Below are 19,214 nucleotides of genomic sequence, written 5' to 3'. Positions count from 1 at the left end.
CCTAAACGCCACTCCTTATTTCTGTTCGTAATACATAACGTCCTACCCACAAGCCAAGTATGAGCAAGATAGCACCAACTATCGTGGATACGCCATACACCTGCACCCACTCAGGTTGATCCACAATTAGGGCATAAATCTTGCCACCTGCTACAGGTCCCAAGAAAGCCGCGAAACCTGTGATCGCCGAATACGTCGCAATATACATCGGACGCTCACTCTTTGGAGTATCCCCGATTGTAAAAGCGAATACCATTTGATTGAAGCCTCCTAAGCCAATCCCGAGCACAATATGAACCAAGAACAGCACAACAACAGCTGGAATGAAGGCGATAGTTCCCCATAATAAACACGCTAACGCAATGATCGGTAACGACCATAATAGCAAGGTTTGGGCCGAGAATCGTGCATTCAAATTTCCCCATACATAATAGCTAGCCATCATGACTAAGGTATGTACCACTGTAATATAGGAAACAGTTCCGTAGGAAATGTTCATCAACTTCAGCATGACATAGGAAAAAAGGGGCACGGTCAATCCTTGCACGAAGAGGAAGGCGGCCAGGAAAATAATCGCTTTGAGAAACGCGCGATCCATTAATGGCTTCTGGAGCATACCAACTGGATTGGATGCCGTTGAAGGCTCAAAAGGTGGATTCGGGTACAAAAAGTAAGCAATCACGTTAAGAACCACACAAACACTTACGATCACAAAAATGTAATTGAAGCCCTGCTCACCTGGGTACTTATCGAGAATCTGACCACCTACGAATAGCGCCAGCGAGCTCACGCCACCCAGAATGGTATTACGCAGTCCAAAATAACGTCCACGAATCGGTCCAGGTACCGCATCACTGATCAGTGAGGTCCACACAATCCCCCCAGCCGCATTCCCTAGATGCGCAGCCGTGTACAGAATCATATAGGTAATCACCCAATACTCTTGCGGCAAGACAAAAGGGATTAAACCGACACAAGCCCATAACACACGATGGGTAGATCCGAAAATAATCAGCATCCGCTTCCGATTTCGGAATTTCTGCATAACGACAGCCATCGCAATTTGCACGATATTGACGACTGTTGTGATCGCTAGAATAAGTCCGATCTCGGTCGAGCTTGCGCCTAAGTAAATCAAGTAACCGGTTAGGAACGGTCCGCCAAGCAGTTGAAAAATAATAACAGCAGGAAAACCCTCAAATGTCGCAACGAGTAAGCTTCTCCGGTAGGTGGACATTTTTTTCTTCGGTTTGCGCGCGTTCGGATCGAATAATTTCATAGGCATAAATCTCCTTTTGTCGGTCTAGCAAGGTTAGCAGGATCTAATAGTTTACAACCTATGGGTCGCTTATGTTAAAATAGTAGAGACTACCTAATCTATCATGTCAGGCGGGATCATCGTAAACTTATGAAACCTAAATATTGGGGTTTGCTGGCAACTTTGTTGCTCTTTTTGATTTTCATTGTACTCTCTATGAAATTTGAGTCAACTACTTATTTGTATGTCGCTAGTGTTTGCCCGATTCTTGTCGTGCCTTTTTTACCTGATATTCGCTCGAATCAATATATTAAGCCCAAAGGGAACGGCGCTGTACGCCTCATTTCAATGGAAAACAAGGACAGCGGTGATACTGATTTTCTCGTGATCCTTTTTGAACCTGGTTATATCAAATGGAATGGCGGCAAGCTTTTCTTCAATCTAGCAGATAACATGAAAGATGTATATGTAAAGCCAGATCCATTTGCGGCAACGCTTACTGTACTCAAATACGACCTATTCCAGCATCGCCGTAAGAAGAATTGGATCGGCATTTCCTTAGATCAACTTGAGCAGCGCACCGAACAGCTCTCTTATACAACCAATGAAGTGAACCGTCTAATTATTCGTACTTCGGATATTCAAGAATTACTGCAAACCAACTTTAAACAACCTGCCTCTGTGGGGCAACAGGTTGGCGCTTAATAGCCTCAAAACATAAAATCACCCAACGCTTGAGATCTCAGCCTACATGTAATAGGTAGGTAGGAGAAGTCTCAAGCGTGGGTGATTTTTTTATTGAAAATGATTAAGTGAGGAGCTCGCCGCACAAATACGCAGCTAACGTGCGAACCATAACACCGGTTGCCCCTTTGGGCTCGATGCCTTTGGCCGACCAAAGCCAAGCTGTGCCACCGGTATCCAAATGGATCCACGGCGTTTCCTCGGCAAAGTATCCGATAAACAGACCAGCCGTAATCGCACCTGCCCAGCGGTCGGAGGAGGTCGCGTTTTTGATATCCGCTACATCACTTTTCAGCATTGCACGGTATTCAGGATAGTTCGGAAGCTGCCATACTTTCTCACCAGCAGCTCCTGCTGCTTGCAGAAATGGCTTAATGAATTCATCGTCATTCGTTACAGCCCCTGTTGCGATATCTGCAAAGGAGATCAAAATTGCACCCGTTAACGTTGCTACGTCAATCAGCCGGTTCGCCCCTTGCGCTTTCGCGTAGGTGATTCCCTCTGCCAAAATAATACGACCCTCTGCATCGGTATTCAGCACCTCCACGGAATGACCGCTGAGCATCGTGACGATATCCCCTGGGCGGTACGCGGTGCCAGATGTCATATTCTCTGCTGCGGGAATGACCACAACCAGATTCACTTTCGGTTTCAATTGACCGACGACGTGCAAAGCCCCGAGCAGTGTGGCGGCTCCGCCCATATCACTGATCATTTCTTCCATGCCGTCGGGCTTTTTCATCGAGATACCGCCAGTATCGAAGGTAACGCCCTTGCCGACGAGGCCAAGCACATCGGCGCTATCTGGATCACCCGTGTAACGCAGGGTGATCATGCGGGGCGGGTGGACGCTGCCCGCGCCCACCGCTGTGAGGCCGCCCATCCCGCGGGCGGCGATCTCGTGCTCATCCAGCACTTCTATGGCGAAGCCATAGTGCTGGGCGAGCTTGATGGCTTCCTCTGCGATGGAAGCTGGCACAAGCTTGTTGCCCGGGAGGTTCGTGAGATCCCGGGCATAGTTCGTACCCTCCGCAACCGCCTCTGCGGCTGCGATCGCACTTGCCAGAAGCGCTGCATCCGCAGCCGCTTCTGTGAGCAACACCGCCTGGCGCAGCTCCGCGCGCGCAGGCTCGTTCTTGCGGTACGCCGCGATGCGGTACGTACCGAGGAGCAGCCCTTCAGTCAGCGCCGAGGCAGCTGACCGGGTCTCAAACCCGCTTGGCAGCTTCAGTGCCAAGCGTTCGAACTGCAGCGCGAGCATCTTGCGCGCTGCAAAGACCGCGGCTGCGCGCAGCGTATCGCGCGTGGTTGCGGGGCCGAGCCCCGCAATCAGCACGTACGCGTACGGCAGCAGCCCGTGGGTCGGCAGCGCCTCGAGCTCGCCTGAGGCGCCCGTGAATAGGCCCTTTGCGCGCATGCGCTCAAGGGCCTGATCGAGCTGCGGCTGGCCGAGGACGCCGTCCTGGCGCAGCTCTGCTTCTGTGAGGCAGACGAGAATCGCGTCTGCCCCTGTTGTGTTATCTAGCAACGAGGTGTAAACCCCTGTTGTAACGTTCGTTATTTTTATAAACATAGGAAGTTGTCCCTACCCTCATCTATATTTCTACTCTTACTTTATTCTTCCCACTAATCGATCTCATCGTTATTCCTGTTTTCGTATCTTGATTCCTATTCTGGTTGCCCCGCCAATTAACTGGAAAAACTCCAGCTAATTCCTTCACTTCTCACAGAAATATCCATTTAACTGGAAAAACTCCAGTTATTTTCAGCATATCTGCTGTTTTCAAGCCAAACTAGATAAATTAGCTACATAAAATCCATCTATTCCTCTAAATCGATATATGTAGTCGCAATTAGATGGACTTTTTCCAGTTATTCGCCTGGACTGAGGAGCATTAGTCATGCAGCATCATTCCCGAGCCCCAAATAGCATCCGCTAACTCCCCCTAATAAAACGAAGCAGCCTTCTGCACAACCGAAGACATCGGTAGTTGGTACGGACACTTTGCTTCACATAGTGGGACCACCTTACAAGGATCATGGTCTGCACAGCTAGTTATTTTTTCCTGATGCCGCTGGAAAAATCCATCCCCCTTCGGCAGCAAGCCGAATTTCTCCCTGAACTTACTCGCGATCATCACGTCAGGGATCGGGATTTCCAGTGGACAAGAGCAATAATTACAACGTCTGCAATCGTGCTCACCTAACTCAAGTGCAAGCTGCTCTAGTTCACGGCGCTCTTCTGGGCCAACTTCTTTTCGCTGCGCCTCCAAATTCTCTTTCACTTCCTTGACGCTGACCATCCCTGAAATCGTCACATGCACATCTTGGCTATACGGATAGCGGATCGCCCGATCCACTGGTTGAATGAATCCACCTGATAAAGGCTTCATCGCTACCCGCATCAAATCCATCTCAGCTGCTTTGGGAATCAGCTCATCCAAGGCGAAGGGCTGTGCCAAGTTCAAATGAAATAATATTTGCGAGAATTGCCCTTTCGCAATCCATTTAACAAGTAGATCTGGACGATGTCCGGAAATGCCGATAAATCGCACTTTCCCCTCTCGCTGAGCCTCTAATGCTGCCTCGTAGGCGCCACCGACTTCCATCGCTTTCTTGTATTCCGTTACATTATTCACATAGTGAATTTGTAGTAAATCAACATAATCGGTCTTCATACGTACCAGGCTTCGCTCAATTTCCGCTTTCGCAGTAGCATAATCGCGTGCTCCCGTTTTCGTTGCCAAGAAATAATCCTGTCTTCGATGCGAGATACACTCCCCGATAATTTCTTCGCTGTTCCTATAAGCTGCCGCAGTATCTATGTAATTAATGCCATGATCCAAAGCATAATTAAGCGCTTCTCTCGCTTGTTCCAAGGGTACGCTAGGCAAATTCATGGCGCCAAACCCTAATGACGACACTTTATAGCCTGACTTCCCAAATGTTGAATATTTCAACCTTATTCCCCCTCAGGTTTGCTGGTTCATTTTCAAATTAACTTGGACATTCTCATGCTCTCCCGCAAGAGCTTCCTTCTTCACTTCAATATTGTAATACAAGTCAGTTCTACTTTCCATGCTGTCCACTAGGTCGCTTACATGCAAAAACACCTGAGACAAATGCCCCAGGTGCTCTTCCTTTATCTTCTTCCCTCATCTTGATTACCATTGTCGTCCCGGGCATTGTTTCCCCAGCCCCAATTGACACCTGGGAATTTCCCGTTGTCATCTTTCGATTGCTGGAATGGGTTGACCGTAGGTTTACTTGAAATTGTTGGTTTCACTGTAGGTTTCGCAGTTGCCTTCGGTGTTGAAGTTGCCTTAGGAGTTGGTGTTGGCGTCGCCTTTGGTGTAGCCGTTGAATTCTTCGTTACCGTTGGTTTCTTCCCATCGTCGTCATCATCCTTACGATCCGGCTTTGGGGTCGGTTTACGATCATCCTTATTATCGTTATCATTCTTATCATTTCCGTTGTTCTTACCATTGTTATTATCGTTGTTATTATTTCTACCGTTATTGTCATTCTTCGATGTTGGCGTTGGCGTCGGCGTCGGTTTCTTCGTCACTTTGCCTGGGGTATTATTCCCTGTGTTGTTACCTTTGCCGTTGTTATTTTTACTGTTTTTGTCGTCATCTTTATTAGATGAATTATCTGCACCAGATTTGGCAACGGAAGTTTGCCCAGCTCGTTCACTGAGCTTGCCGGACTTCTCGTCAGCAAGTAATCTTTGCAAAGAAGACTTATCAATCGGCTTATCCGGTTTAACGAACGTTTGAATACCACCGTTGTCCTTCGCAAGTTGATGAATGGAAGTCGTTTTGATGTCATCTAGCGATACTTTCGCACCATTATCAATAGCATTTAGATAGATCGCATATTTACCTGCAGATACACCACTTGCTTTCGCTTCCTGCCTTACTTCTTGCGGGGCAGCGAAGGCTTGCACTTCATAGTTCTTCACTTGATCCGGATGACTGTCTTCGATGTGTTTGTTGACCTGAGCTTTCAACTTCGTCGCAATCGCTTCGTCGTTGACCGTTGTTTTGGCTCCTACAACCGTTGAGGAAATAATAATATCTCCTTCACCCTTTGCCAATGCCCCTTGCTCAGCTTTATCGAGAATATCAGACGTTACAGCCTCTAAAGATTTACCTTCAAACACTAAAGCTTGAATCAAATCCTCACCGTCTGTATTGAGTCCATGCAGGTCACGAACAATCTCATTATTATCAATACCAATTTCAACACTTGGATTAATATCAATTGTTACGTACGCAACTACGCTATTGCCAGGCACGCCGCCTGACAACGTTGTGACTAGAACGAAGCATACAACGATTGCAGCAGCTAATGCTGAAACGACAGCCATTTGCGGTACTTGTAACCGACGTTTCACGGGTGAGTAGAGAATCTCTTCACCTAACTCACAGCTGCGCGTCCCCCTTGGTAACTTATCAAAACGCCCCTTTGAATTCATTACAATAATGGAGCTTTCGCTTAATTCCATTACGATCCCCTTGTTCATGCGCTGTTCTTCCTTTCATTCAACTTTCTTCATCGCGAATATGTAAGTAATCCCGCAAATATGGGTAAGGACCGTTAAAAATAAGTGCAATGGCAATGATGTACTTACGATTTCGTTCCAAAGTTTTTCTAGATACTTGAACTTGCTCGAGCAGCTCTTTAATTGGCAGCTGTCGTTTCGTCAACAGAGTGCGCATAAGCTCTGAATCCTGTGCAAGTGTACGGCCGATACCAAAAAGCATCTGCCTTGAGTCGTCATGCTTGGGGGAGGCATCCGTTAATTCCGAGAAATTAATGTCAAAATCACTTAAGCAGCGATTAAAATCAATAATTTCACTTCGCCTTTCTTCTAAACCCTTCTGCTTCTCATAGGCTTCGATGGCTTGATGAACCTCAATTGGATTCATTAAGTTATCTTCATCATCTTCTTGATCAAACGAACTATAAGGGATTTGCCCTTTGAAGCGTTGCTCCTTACGAATAAAATCAATGAGCCTTCGCCTGATAACCGTTTCTGCGAAACCTAGAAAAGATCTTCCCATAACCGAAGAGTATTGATTAATGGCTTCATTAAAAGCCGCTAAGGCAATGCTAAATTCATCATCTCTTGCGGGATCAATAAATCTCTTGCAAAACCTGCTCGTTACTTTGGCTACGTAGGGCTGATAATCTGAAATAAATTGATTCCTTAGTCGTAGGTCTCCCTCTTGAATCTGATGTATAGTTACCTCAAGTGAAGAGGCTTGCGGTTCATTTTTTCCATGGGACTCACTCTTTCCCAGAAACTTTTTGAATAGTACCAGTAGCACCTTTCCACCTCACAGTATAGTAGTTTCGTCCTTGTATATAACAATTCGGGGGGTACGTATGATGAAATTTATAAATAATTTGCTGATTCATTATAACATAGATCTCTAAATGAGCACCTACTGGCAAATAAACCCTTGTTTACGGTTTCAATTGCTTTATCAATCCTTTATAATATTAAGAAAACCTCTATCACGATGCCCTCTCAGATGAGCAATGTTGAATAGAGGTGGTACGACAAGGGAGGTGTTTCATATGGAAGCAAGCAATAACTTCGGTAAGTTTCTTGAAACGTTACGAGGCAAAGCTTCATTGCGTAAAGCAGCTAATAAGAGCGGCCTATCTCATGCATATATTAGAGATTTGGAACTGGGTCGTAATCGAACGACCAATGATGTCATTAAACCTTCTCCTGAGACCTTGAGAAAGTTGGCACAAGCTTATCAATACCCGTATACGGATTTACTTAAAAAGGCAGGATATCTAGAAGAAACTTCCACGTGGTCGAAGCCAGCGCAAGCAAATCTGGATACCATCTGGTATGTGGAATTCGGAATCCAATCGATTATCTACTACTCAGAAGACGGCATGCGAGAAGAACAAGTTGAATCTCTCGTGGCTTTCACACACTTTATCGAAACATTAACAGAGCATCATTTTGTGAAAATGGATATGCATCTTTTCGTAAATCTGAACAAAGTAAAAAAGTATGCCTCCTCAGAAGGCAAACTTTATTTTGATACATATGAGAATGCACCCTTCATCATTGCCGCAGCAATACCACAGAAGAAGTATCATCAAACGATTCTTGATTATGTCGCTTTTAATAATGGGCAAGCCTTGGAATCATTGGGTAGTCAATGTCCCTCATCTTTGAAAGCCAAGTTCTTTACTTAGCATGACATAGATGAACAGAATCGTTGCCATACTCAATAGCTGAATGGGCATCACTACACTGAATACATTATCACTTAAAGCATGACGGTAGATCATGCCAACAATAACAACGATCATGTATAAATAGGCCCCAACATTTTCTCGATTGAACGGAATTCTCGTATAATGCGAAAGAAAGGTAAATCCTAATCTACGTTTATATAGTATCAAGAGAAATGCGAATATGCCCAACTGAATAAAGGAGCGCGTCGCATAAGTAATGGTAAGATCGTTCTTGATCACATTATAGGCTTCGTCTTGTGTGAAATCGACACAAACAATGACAGTCGTTGATATGAGAACTGGCATAATGTAGCCCGAAAGTGCAATAAGCAAAGCAGGTACAAACCGATATTTCCATACACACATAAGTAAGATACATATGATGCAAACCAATATTAAAGGCGAATTATTAATTAATGAGAGCAGTGAGCCTACCAGCACGGCTAGCGATATTTGTTTCCAATATGGCTTTATTCGAATCCGAAATAGCAACAAGGAGAATAAGAGCATGGGAACAAAATGAATAATGGCTAGTATCAATTTTACCCATGTGAACAATTGCGCTTTCCCTCATTTCTAAGCGACGAAATCATACGATATGCAACTTGACAATTTCTATAATTACATTTAAAAGTATACAAGATATTTGTACTTTTGCATTCAAAGTGGACTAAGTTGGCTGTTATAGCGTATAAGATGACAAAAGTTTCCGCAATTGTCTAGAAAGGATTGGAGTGAGATCAGTAAATGAAGCATGGCTTTACAGTCGCCATCGTAGAAGATAATTACTGGGTAGGTCAATTACTTGAAAACTATTGTCAGCAATGTGGATTACAGGTCATTTCGATCGTATCGGATGGCGAACAATTTCTACGGGATTACGATAAGCTGCAGCCTGATATACTTCTCATGGATATTGGGCTTGAAGGTAAATTGGATGGCATCAGCGTTGTGCAAGCTTTACGACTATCAGGGTATCAAATGAAGGTCATTATGGTTAGTGGAACAACGAATACCGAGCATATCTTGACCGCCTTTCATGAGCTTGATTCCGTCTATTTTCTCTCCAAACCTGTTATGCTGCCGAAATTTCAAGCGGCCATCCGCAAAACGATTGCAGAAATCCAATTAGATCGAAGCCGTATTTCGGAAGAACCACAGCCTGCCTCCGCAACGTGGATTACCGTTAAAAATCAAAAATCACAGCTCCCTATCTCCGAAGATGCCATACTCTTTGTGGAAAAAGAAGACAAGCGACTCTCCAGAATTCATCTGGTGAACGGGGCTCAAATGGAATCCAGTTCGAATTTATCGGATATTCTGGCTCAAAGCACACCCCATATGTTCAGCCCCTTCAAGGGCTATCTAGTGAATCTGCGACATGTCGTTTCGTTTGTGAAAGAAAGCGGGTTCCCCACTTCTCGGAGATTTGTCATTCACTTGAGGCATACCTCCGTCAAGATACCACTCAGCCGTGATTTGCAGAAGGAATTCGCAAAGCTGCTGCAGGAAGTCAAGTGAGTCCGGATGTGTAACTTAGGCTAAATGTTAAATGAGCCGCGCTGCCAGTAGCAGCAGTGCGGCTCTTTTCTATTTTGCTGCGAACAGTAAAAACTTGTTGTAGGGAATTCTTGTATTTTGTCGAATATGTCTTACGACAAGTACACGCAAAGGAGCATCCTCACAAATGAAACGATATCTTTTTTTACTAAGTGCCCTACTGATATACAGTCTTATATCTCCATTCACTGTCAGTGCTTCAACGTATGTCTATTTGCCTGATGACGAAGGGCTTGAACTAAATTGGACGATTACGGAAACCCCACCTAAACGTCCCTCCCCGAAAATTCTAAACCCGGCAAACTACGAGCTAAAATGGAAAATGGATAATTCACTTATGCATAATCTCGTTCAAGATAAACAAGGTCTGATGTACACCTCCGATTCCAAAGATATCATTCATGCTGTGTATCCAAATGGGAAAGAAAAATGGCAACTACATTTGGATATGGGGTTTGAAATTTCAGTTATTTACTTAACCATTGGGCAGGATGACACACTGTACGCCTATAGTTCAGACATACTTTCAGAGAAGGGCCTAACAACAATCTACGCTGTAACTCCTGAAGGAAACATCAAATGGAAATTGCAGGATAACAACATTTACAGTCAATTCAACAGCCAATTTGCAGGTGATGCCAAAGGCAACTTTGTATACTTTACGAATGAAGGATTAACCTCACGAAATACAAAAGGTGAAGTCACTTGGGTAAACAAATCCATCACCTCTTCTGCACCACGAATTTATTCTCGAAGCTCACATCTTGTAAAGGTATACTTGGATTCAAATGGAAACGTTTATTTAGACTCTGCACTTGGAGAAGTGATTTCGCTTGATTCCTCTGGCGTAGAACGATGGCGCACTAAACCATTGCCATACATAAGTTTTTTCACTGGATTCCATCCTTACCTTTCAGCAAAAGGTATTCTTTATTTATTAAATGAATATGGATTGCATGCCCTATCAACCCATGATGGGAGCGACTTGGATGTATCCATCCATGTAGACCACACTGATATGCAATCCTCTGGGCTGCCAACGGATGGTAATGATGGCTATTATATCGAGTATCGGGGACGGTTTCTAAAAATCAACCACAATGGGGACATGCTTTGGGAATACAGCAAACGTGAGTCTGAGAAGAATGGATTGGGATCTGCGGATCAACCATTGATAGATCAAGAGGGTAACGTCTATTTTACTACGGCTTCTGGTAATATTATTGCCCTCAATTCCCAGGGAGAAGAAATATTTGTATTTCTCAGGAATGCGTTTTGGTCTAAATCAGTTAGCATTTTGCTTGGTTTAAATGGAAATATATACGCCACAAGCAACGAAATTGGACTCACAGCCTTCGGTAAGAAGCCAATTCAAGTCTATTTAGATAACATAAGCATGCCATTAGCTGATGTTCCACTAAACAAAGAAGGCATCGTTTTAGTACCCTTCCGCTCCTTTTTCGAGCAGTTAGGCCTCAAAATAGAATGGGAACCTAGTACTCGTACCATAACTGGATCAAAAGAAGGCTTATCTATCAAGCTCTCCATAGGTGAGCATACGGCTTTCGTGAATGGACAAGCTCAGCCATTGGAAGAAGCACCTATGATTGAAAATAATACAACCTACGTGCCGCTTCGTTTTGTTGGCGAAGCATTGCAAAAGAAAGTAACTTGGGACGGGGAAAACTCATCAATTAACATTGACCAATAAAATATTACTGTAAATACTCCCGTTATTATCGCTAAAATTCCTCCTCTAAGCTAAATAACAGGAAAACCTCCAGCTATTCTCTGTAATTTGCTTCGAAATTAGCAAAAACCAGAAAATTAACGGGAGGTTTTCCATTTAATCGGAATTTTCATTTAGATCTCTAAGAATTCTTAGAGGTCTTTTTATTTTTCAGCTTGTCGCGGCGTGCGCTAAGCATTTTTAATCGCTTCATAAGTTGCTCTTCCCATTCCTGATCCTCAATCGTTTTGGCGAATCCTAACAGATCTAACGCCATGTCAATTTGGCAGCGAACGATATCGAGCGGCTCTTCGCCTTCGTGATTTACACAGTTGTCGTGCAACAGATGATCTTTGCCATCTACGTATTCAATAAAATCGACTTCAACAGCACCATCCCCATGGGCATATTCAGCGAGGATTTCATATTCATTCTCCACCAGATAGTGAACCTCAATATGGTGACATACCGGGCAGAAGAGGATGGGCACATTGTGAATTTGTGTACGTATGTGCTTCAAAGTACCTTTTGTTCCAATCATACTGGCTCCACAGCAAAAACTCATGGGAATTCCCTCCTAATCGTCGAACCCGGATTAATTTAATATATTCGTTACAAATGTGTGAAATTCCTTTTTCATAAGTGAGCTAGCTTATGTCAAATCATTCTAAATGTGTTTGAATAAGCATAATTATAGTAATGATCGATCCATTACGTGTTTTCCGAATTCTTAAGATGAAGGGGAGAGCGGCGTGAACATGATTCCGAGTGTTTCCAGACAGATAGCCTTTGTGCAGTATGACGATCAATCCTCCAGCATGACAGTCCAGTATCATACCGGATTCAGAGCCTCCTACACCAATGTAAAACAAGATGAGTATCTCTTGATTTTCACGTCGGCAAATCGATATGATTCTCTCATGAGACTTACGGAGAGTAGGTACATGGAAGAAAACATTTCTACCAAGTAAGTCACAGGATCCCCTTTACCCTCGGCCAATCATGATGAGCAACCGCAAGTGGTACACAAGCAATCTCCCCCCTTTCTTATGGGGTGGAGATTTTTGGTTTATATGGCGCATATGCTACAATAAAACATAGGATTAACACAATTGTTCCTTCTTACAACATAAGCAAGCAGAAAAGGTGAGTCTGATCTCTATTCAAGCACGCCCCTTTGCCTTTGATCGCGATACCCTTTATTTACTGGTACAATCCCCATCTGTCCAGTTTATTTATTGGCAGCTTTCTTCCAGTAAGCAGATGTTACTGCAAGAACATTTCCAGAAGGACTGGCGCTCTTTATCTCCTACACTACGGTTTCACGAAGTCGTTGATCCATCTCCCACGTCCTTCAGCAAGCTGCAGCAACCCGTAGATCGGGTCTCAGAGCTTATGCTTCCCCCTGGAGATTCCTGTTTTCTCAGCGGGTTAGCCTCCGGTCAATCGTATTGTGCAAGACTAGGTATCCGGAATGAGCAAGGATATTTCCTTCCGCTTCTGCATTCTAATATCATTCAAATCCCAGCGGCAAGCCTGCCTAGCGATCATCATCCAGTCGAAACTGATCATCCTTTTATTTACCAGCTAACGTCTCTTCTATTACCGCAAGTAACGCCTGATGAACATGCGTATTTCTCGGCCTATTCGGTGTATGTCCCGAAGAACACTTACCTTGTAGATATGGAATCTGGAGGCGATACTGATTGAGCACTAACGTACAAGGCTATGTTGCTTTGCTCTTGCATGCCCATATCCCTTATGTTCGCCATCATGCATCTGACATTACGTTAGAAGAACGCTGGTTTTTCGAAGCGGTTGTCGATACGTACTTACCTCTTATAGACATGATGGAAAAGCTTATAGAAGATGAAGTGCCATTCCGACTTACCTTGTCATTGTCTCCACCTCTGCTTGCCATGCTAGAAGATTCCCGCATGCATCTGCGGCTTCGCAAGCACCTCTCCTCGCTTTGCGAGTTGGGACAGCGTGAAGTCATTCGCTTATGGGGGGATGAAGCCTTCGGCCCGCTGGCTAAGCTGTACGCGGATCGATATCACCGGCTCAGCCTCCTGTACGATCGGCTCCACGGCGATCTCATTGCCAAGTTCCGCAGCCTTAGCAGCACAGGATGCTTAGAATTAATTACCTGCGCCGCGACGCATGCGTTTTTACCCTTGGTAAAGAACGATAGTACGCTGCGTGCGCAACTTGAGTCGGCGGTACAGGAATTCCGCCGGCATTTCGGGGTCGCGCCTGCAGGCATCTGGCTGCCAGAGTGCGGCTATTCGCCTGCGCTTGAGCCACACCTGCAAGCGTTAGATCTACGTTACTTCATCGTAGATACGCATGCGCACACTTTAGCCCGCCGCGACGGCGACCCTGACAAGGACATCGCAGGTCTGCCCCTGCGCACGCCTGGCGGCGCCTGTGCGTTCGCCCGGGATCCCGAGGCCGGCGCCCAAGTCTGGAGCGCCGAGGTCGGGTACCCCGGCGACCCCGATTATCGCGAATATTATCGCGATATCGGGCATGACCTCGGCCGCGAAGGCGGAGCCGAGTGGGCGTACTTGAAGCCCTATGTGCTGCCGGACGGCGCACGCATCAACACGGGCTTCAAGTACTACAGCGTCACCGGCGATGGTGACGCCAAAGTGCCCTACAACCCGGCGCGTGCCGCTCAGAAAACTCAGCAGCATGCTGAGCATTTCATCGCTAGCCGGGTGGCGCAGGTGCGCCGCCTCGCGGAGCGGCGCCTGGCGTTAGGCGCAGAGGCTGCGTCTACGCCTGAAGAGCCCTATGTCATCGTATGCCCCTACGATGCCGAACTGCTTGGGCACTGGTGGTACGAAGGCCACCAGTGGCTCGAAGCCGTGCTGCGCGGCCTTGCCGCGCGCAGCGATGAAAGCGTAGTCGTGCAGACGACTACGCTCGGCGGCTACGCCGCCGCCCATGCGCCGACCACCGAAGCTACGCTTCCGGTGTCGAGCTGGGGCCGCGGCGGCTATGCCGAGGTCTGGCTGCAGCCGCGCAGCCAGTGGGTTACGCCGCGGCTGCACGCGGCGGAGGACCGCATGGTGTTGGCTGCGCAGAAGCACCAGGATCCAGCAGCGCTCAGCAGCCTGCAGCTGCGGGCGCTGAACCAAGCGGCGCGGGAGCTGATGCTCGCGCAGAGCAGCGACTGGACGTTTATTCTGGATGCGGATACGGTAACCTCCTATGCGACGAAGCGCATCGAAACGCATTTATCCCAATTCCATAACCTTATGAATACATTAGACAATGTCGGATCTGACAAAGAGCTAGCCACGCTGGTGCATGCTTTGGAACGAAAGACACCTTTCTTACCTGAGCTTCATTATCGACTTTTTCAGCCACCTTCCTTTGAACCTACTCTTCTACACGCCCAATCCCGTGTAGATACTGTAATACTTTTAAACGAAGTTGCCGTTGCCTCGAACAAAGAGGCGACCCAACAGAGCCATCCGTCCAAGCTACGTATTCTCATGCTCGCTTGGGAATACCCGCCACATGTCATTGGCGGACTGGCAAGAGCGGTTTGCGATTTATCCAGAGGGCTTGCTGCCGATGGACATTCCGTTCATGTCATCACCTGTCAGTCTCCAGAGTGTCTGCCTTATGAAGTTTCTGAGGGGGTCCATATTCATAGAGCGGAAGTTATCCCTACAACAGACTCCTTACACTTCCTAGATCGCGTATTCCAAATGAATATGGCGTTCACGGATCTCATGTTGGGCATTTTACGACAGGGCCTCGTATTCGATCTGGTGCATGCGCATGACTGGCTAGTTTACTACACAGCACATGTCGCCAAGCATCAAGTTGGCCTCCCGCTTCTAGCAACGATTCACGCTACGGAAACAGGACGTAATCTTGGAAAACTCGAGTCACCGCTTCAAAAGCGGATTCATACCATAGAAGGAAAATTAACAGAAGCGGCCGATCATCTCATCGTTTGCAGTCTATCCATGCAGCAGGAAATGAAGGCGCTCTTTCATATTCCTATTCACCAAATAACCGTAATTCCAAACAGTGTTTCTCCCTTGCTTACACCAGATCCAACGATATTTACTAGGAATCCACTGCTTGCTAACGCCATTTCCCCTAGCGAGATGCCGCAGCGCGTTCTTGCTTTTCTAGGCCGTCTTGTGCATGAAAAAGGCGTACACACCCTTTTGGCCGCGATGCCGCAAGTACTCGTTCAATATCCAGAAGCCAAACTCGTCATCGCTGGCATCGGTCCCGAGCGAGATGCATTAGAGGAACTCGCTCTTACCCTTGGAGACCGAGTAAGCTTCACTGGTTTTCTCGATGAGGCTGACAAAAGCTTGCTTTTACAAAGGGCAGAAATTTGTATTTTCCCAAGCCTCTACGAACCCTTCGGCTTAGTCGCATTGGAAGCGATGGCCAGCGGAACGCCACTCATCGTTTCAGATACAGGAGGCCTGGCGGAGATCGTCAGCCACGGGGTTAACGGATGTACATGTCCGCCAGGTGACAAGGATGCGTTAGCCGCCCAAATCATTCAGCTTTTGGACCAACCGCAGTATGCATCTAAGCTTGCTGCTACTGCCTTACGTACTGTTCATAGTGAATATAACTGGAAGAAAATTGGATCTTTGACAACTCACGTTTACGAGGCAGTGATTTCGAATCTGGCAGCTTCAACCAGTCATTCCCCGCATCAAAAGGAAATAATCAAGTAATTTGGATATCCGTACCAAATGAAAGCGTGACCAGCAAGAATTTTCAGAATTTTTTCAAAGAATCATTGATTCCTTTGTCAGAATTAGGTAACCTATTGGCAAGACTTGTGCTCCATCGTTCAGTCCTCCTGGCCTGATCTGAATGCGCGATCAAACAAAAGAGTGGGGAAGTGATTGTATTGCCAAGACATCTGGTCATCGGAAATGGAAAATTCCTTATTAACCTCGATCAGCATTCCTACATGCGAGATCTGTACTATCCTTTCGTAGGCCAGCTTAACCATATTGGCGGTTATCAGTGCCGTGTTGGTGTATGGGTAGATGGCGACTTCGCATGGCTGAATGCCCCTGAGTGGCAATTCAAGCTTGCGTATGTGGAGGATTCCCTCGTCACAGAAGTGACAGCTACACATCCCGGCCTCGGTGTTACTCTGCTTATGAATGACGGTGTTCACCAGCGTGAGGATATTTATTTGAAACGAATTCTTATTACCAATCATACAAATACGGTTCGTGAAGTACGTATGTTCTTCAACCAAGATCTGCTTATTAATGAGACAGAGGTTGGCGATACAGCCGCTTACTACCCTTCTACGAATACCGTCTTTCATTATAAAAAGGATCGTTACTTCATGTTTAACGGAAGTACTGGCACAGAAGGAATATTCCAATATTCTACCGGTGTCAAAAGGTTCTATAACGCTGAAGGCACATGGCGCGATGCGGAAGACGGCCATCTCATGGGCAATGCTATTGCACAGGGGTCGGTCGATAGTACGATCTCTTTCCGACTGTTCGTCCCACCTAACGGAAATCAAACGCTCTACTATTGGATGGGTGCAGGCAAGAATCTCGAAGAAGTTAAGAAACTCGACTCTTACGTCAAAGACAGCCACCCAGGCAAGCTGCTTGACCGTGTGACGGTGTATTGGCAGCGCTGGGCGAACAAAATCGATCGCGACTACTTCGATCTCACACCTGAAGTGCAACGCCTCTTCAAACAAAGCTTGTTGCTCGTCCGCACGCAAACCGATGTGAACGGAGCTATTATTGCCGCGAACGATTCTGACATCATGCAGAGCAACCGTGATCATTACAGCTACATGTGGCCGCGCGATGGTGCGTTAATCGCTTATTCGATGTCCATGGCTGGCTACCAAGGCATGATTATTCCGTTCTTTAACTTCTGTGCGAATGTACTGTCACCAGAAGGTTACTTGCATCACAAATACAATCCAGACGGTACCGTAGGATCCAGCTGGCATCCTTATATTCATTCCGGTCGTGTACAGCTTCCGATTCAGGAAGATGAGACAGCACTTGTATTATTTGCTTTGTGGCAGGATTTCCAGAAAAATGGAAGTTTGGAATTTGCTCAATCTTTGTATCGCAATCTCATTCGCAGAGCGGCGAGATTCATGTCCACTTACATTGATCAAGAACTGAATCTACCGAAGCCGAGCTACGATCTGTGGGAAGAACGCTACGGAATCTATACCTTCACGGCATCTGCTGTGTACGGGGGATTAATCGCAGCTTCGAACTTCAGCAACTTGTTTGGAGATGAGGAGCGCAGCAATCGCTACAAGCATACCGCGGAGAAAATTAAATCCGGTATCCTGAAGCATTTGTGGGACGAAGGTGAACAACGATTCGTTCGCGGCTTGTATATGGAAGACGGCCAGTGGGTGAAGGATATGACGTTGGAAAGCTCCGTGTACGGTATCTTTGAATTTGGCGTTCTGCCAGCTGATGATCCACGTGTCGTAAGCACGATGTTAGCTAACAAAGAAGGTCTCATGATCAAAACCGAAGTCGGTGGATCCGCCCGTTATCATCATGATTATTACTTCCAACGCTCCACCGATATTGAGAAAGTGCCGGGCAATCCTTGGATCATTTGTACCCTCTGGATCGCAGAATGGGAAATCGAGTATGCCAAAACGGTTGCTGACCTCGAGGCTCCGCGCAAAACGCTCGAGTGGGTCGTCAAACATGCCATGGAAAGTGGTGTGTTGTCTGAGCAATTGGATCCTTTCTCTGGCGAGCCGGTATCTGTTGCTCCACTTACTTGGTCGCATGCGACCTATGTGCTGACTGTGGTCAAATATCTCAACAAATATAAGCAACTCGCGAAATAAGGCAAGTCAAGCCGTCCTCCTCGAGGACGGTTTTTTCATTGGGGACTGTCTATTCTTATTGGAATATTGTGTGGTACGATAGCTTGTAGATAGTGGTATAGTTACAATTATCTTCTATAGGAGGTATATTCATGGGTAGTATCATCACGCTTATCGTATTTGCTCCTGTTATTCTGTTCCTTGTTATTGGTATACTTCCTAATTCTCGCAACAAAAATCGCCCAAAAGGCCGACGTGATACTAATGACTCTAGTGGCTTTGCCACCTATGATTCCATGGATTTCTCTTCTCACAAGAGTCATCACCATAATCATCACCATCACGGTGGGCATAGTGACCATGGTAGTCACGGTAATTCCCACGATAGCAGCGGGGATAGCGGTGGGGGAGATTCTGGCGGTGGTGATGGAGGTGGGGGCGGCGATTAATCAGTCACCCAATACTACTCGGAATAACCAGCCTTTCTCATACGGCGACTCATAAAGCATTCCCGTTGCCCGCTCGATCAGTATGTTCACAGCGATCACTTCACCCGTTACAGGAGAAAATAAATCGTGTTCGTCTACTGCTGTTTCTAGGGAACTCATAAACGCACCTTTCGTTAATTGCACACCTTTTTCTGGCAGCTCGATGTACAGAATCATGCCCCATTTTTCTAATGCATGCTCGGTAAGCCCGATTACCGCCTCATTGCCTTCTTGACGTATCCAAAACAACTCTTCTGTTATAACATCCATGACACGATCTCCTTAGAAAGAAAGACCCCTCTGCCCGCATTCGCA

General features: G+C 46.2%; 17 protein-coding genes and 1 pseudogene. 10 read left to right on the top strand and 8 right to left on the bottom strand.

The genetic code is table 11. The features are described from left to right. Position 1: 1 nt before the first annotated feature. The gene (locus tag ACSQ8O_RS08205; RefSeq protein WP_436241160.1) at positions 2–1,279 is read right to left on the bottom strand and encodes an MFS transporter; all 1,278 of its coding nucleotides are present in this window, start codon (positions 1,277–1,279) and stop codon (positions 2–4) included. 129 nt (positions 1,280–1,408) lie between these two features. On the opposite strand from ACSQ8O_RS08205, the gene ACSQ8O_RS08200 reads away from it, so the two are divergent. Further along, positions 1,409–1,963: a hypothetical protein gene (locus ACSQ8O_RS08200; RefSeq protein ID WP_436241159.1), complete on the top strand. Its 555-nt coding sequence runs from the start codon at positions 1,409–1,411 to the stop codon at positions 1,961–1,963. 103 nt (positions 1,964–2,066) lie between these two features. Here the strand turns inward: ACSQ8O_RS08200 and ACSQ8O_RS08195 are convergent, their stop codons facing one another. The 4 genes from ACSQ8O_RS08195 to sigI all read right to left on the bottom strand — a co-directional run bounded on the left by ACSQ8O_RS08195 (position 2,067) and on the right by sigI (position 7,338). Then, positions 2,067–3,575, bottom strand: coding sequence for a leucyl aminopeptidase (locus ACSQ8O_RS08195; protein ID WP_436241158.1), 1,509 nt, complete (start codon positions 3,573–3,575; stop codon positions 2,067–2,069). Between the two features lie 373 nt (positions 3,576–3,948). Continuing rightward, positions 3,949–4,962, bottom strand: a complete 1,014-nt coding sequence (locus tag ACSQ8O_RS08190) for an aldo/keto reductase (RefSeq protein WP_436241157.1) — start codon at positions 4,960–4,962, stop codon at positions 3,949–3,951. A gap of 182 nt (positions 4,963–5,144) precedes the next feature. Further along, on the bottom strand, positions 5,145–6,530 hold the full coding sequence (locus tag ACSQ8O_RS08185; protein WP_436241156.1) for an anti-sigma-I factor RsgI family protein: 1,386 nt from the start codon (positions 6,528–6,530) through the stop codon (positions 5,145–5,147). A 19-nt stretch (positions 6,531–6,549) separates the two neighbouring features. Further along, on the bottom strand, positions 6,550–7,338 hold the full coding sequence (gene sigI, locus ACSQ8O_RS08180) for an RNA polymerase sigma factor SigI (protein WP_056609152.1): 789 nt from the start codon (positions 7,336–7,338) through the stop codon (positions 6,550–6,552). 253 nt (positions 7,339–7,591) lie between these two features. On the opposite strand from sigI, the gene ACSQ8O_RS08175 reads away from it, so the two are divergent. Continuing rightward, positions 7,592–8,233 carry a helix-turn-helix domain-containing protein gene (locus ACSQ8O_RS08175; RefSeq protein ID WP_436241155.1) on the top strand — a complete coding sequence of 214 codons (642 nt, stop codon included), beginning with the start codon at positions 7,592–7,594 and terminating at the stop codon, positions 8,231–8,233. On the opposite strand, the gene ACSQ8O_RS08170 is transcribed toward ACSQ8O_RS08175, so the two are convergent. Next, positions 8,204–8,833, bottom strand: coding sequence for a hypothetical protein (locus tag ACSQ8O_RS08170; RefSeq protein ID WP_436241154.1), 630 nt, complete (start codon positions 8,831–8,833; stop codon positions 8,204–8,206). The two genes, ACSQ8O_RS08175 and ACSQ8O_RS08170, sit on opposite strands and share 30 nt — an antisense overlap. A gap of 189 nt (positions 8,834–9,022) precedes the next feature. Between ACSQ8O_RS08170 and ACSQ8O_RS08165 the strand changes: the two genes are divergently transcribed. Further along, the gene (locus tag ACSQ8O_RS08165) at positions 9,023–9,796 is read left to right on the top strand and encodes a LytR/AlgR family response regulator transcription factor (protein WP_056609147.1); all 774 of its coding nucleotides are present in this window, start codon (positions 9,023–9,025) and stop codon (positions 9,794–9,796) included. Positions 9,797–9,962: 166 nt separating this feature from the next. After that, the gene (locus ACSQ8O_RS08160) at positions 9,963–11,546 is read left to right on the top strand and encodes a stalk domain-containing protein (RefSeq protein ID WP_436241153.1); all 1,584 of its coding nucleotides are present in this window, start codon (positions 9,963–9,965) and stop codon (positions 11,544–11,546) included. A gap of 160 nt (positions 11,547–11,706) precedes the next feature. Here ACSQ8O_RS08160 and ACSQ8O_RS08155 read toward each other — a convergent pair whose 3' ends face one another. After that, complete coding sequence (locus tag ACSQ8O_RS08155; RefSeq protein ID WP_056609146.1) at positions 11,707–12,129, bottom strand: hypothetical protein; 423 nt, start codon at positions 12,127–12,129, stop codon at positions 11,707–11,709. A gap of 193 nt (positions 12,130–12,322) precedes the next feature. Here ACSQ8O_RS08155 and ACSQ8O_RS08150 point away from each other — a divergent pair, with 193 nt between their 5' ends. The 6 genes and pseudogenes from ACSQ8O_RS08150 (at position 12,323) to ACSQ8O_RS08125 (ending at position 18,860) form a co-directional block, all read left to right on the top strand. After that, positions 12,323–12,535, top strand: a complete 213-nt coding sequence (locus tag ACSQ8O_RS08150; RefSeq protein ID WP_056609144.1) for a KTSC domain-containing protein — start codon at positions 12,323–12,325, stop codon at positions 12,533–12,535. 175 nt (positions 12,536–12,710) lie between these two features. Next, positions 12,711–13,274, top strand: coding sequence for a DUF4912 domain-containing protein (locus ACSQ8O_RS08145; RefSeq protein ID WP_436241152.1), 564 nt, complete (start codon positions 12,711–12,713; stop codon positions 13,272–13,274). Then, a pseudogene (locus ACSQ8O_RS08140) lies at positions 13,271–14,020 on the top strand (1,4-alpha-glucan branching protein domain-containing protein); the annotation flags it as partial. The gene ACSQ8O_RS08145 and the pseudogene ACSQ8O_RS08140, both read left to right, overlap by 4 nt. A gap of 114 nt (positions 14,021–14,134) precedes the next feature. Next, positions 14,135–16,291, top strand: a complete 2,157-nt coding sequence (locus tag ACSQ8O_RS08135) for a 1,4-alpha-glucan branching protein domain-containing protein (RefSeq protein ID WP_436241974.1) — start codon at positions 14,135–14,137, stop codon at positions 16,289–16,291. Positions 16,292–16,470: 179 nt separating this feature from the next. Next, positions 16,471–18,432, top strand: a complete 1,962-nt coding sequence (locus ACSQ8O_RS08130) for a glycoside hydrolase family 15 protein (RefSeq protein WP_436241151.1) — start codon at positions 16,471–16,473, stop codon at positions 18,430–18,432. Between the two features lie 131 nt (positions 18,433–18,563). Beyond that, a complete protein-coding gene (locus tag ACSQ8O_RS08125; protein WP_436241150.1) occupies positions 18,564–18,860 on the top strand; it encodes a hypothetical protein in 297 nt (98 codons plus the stop codon). On the opposite strand, the gene ACSQ8O_RS08120 is transcribed toward ACSQ8O_RS08125, so the two are convergent. Further along, entirely contained in the window at positions 18,861–19,169 is a 309-nt protein-coding gene (locus ACSQ8O_RS08120) for a glycine cleavage system protein H (protein ID WP_436241149.1), read from the bottom strand. Between the last annotated feature and the right edge of the window lie 45 nt (positions 19,170–19,214).

The organism is Paenibacillus sp. LjRoot56 (genome assembly GCF_964253335.1).
GTDB classification, from domain to species: Bacteria; Bacillota; Bacilli; order Paenibacillales; family NBRC-103111; genus Paenibacillus_E; species Paenibacillus_E allorhizoplanae.
This window is presented reverse-complemented; position numbering and strand designations above follow the sequence as displayed.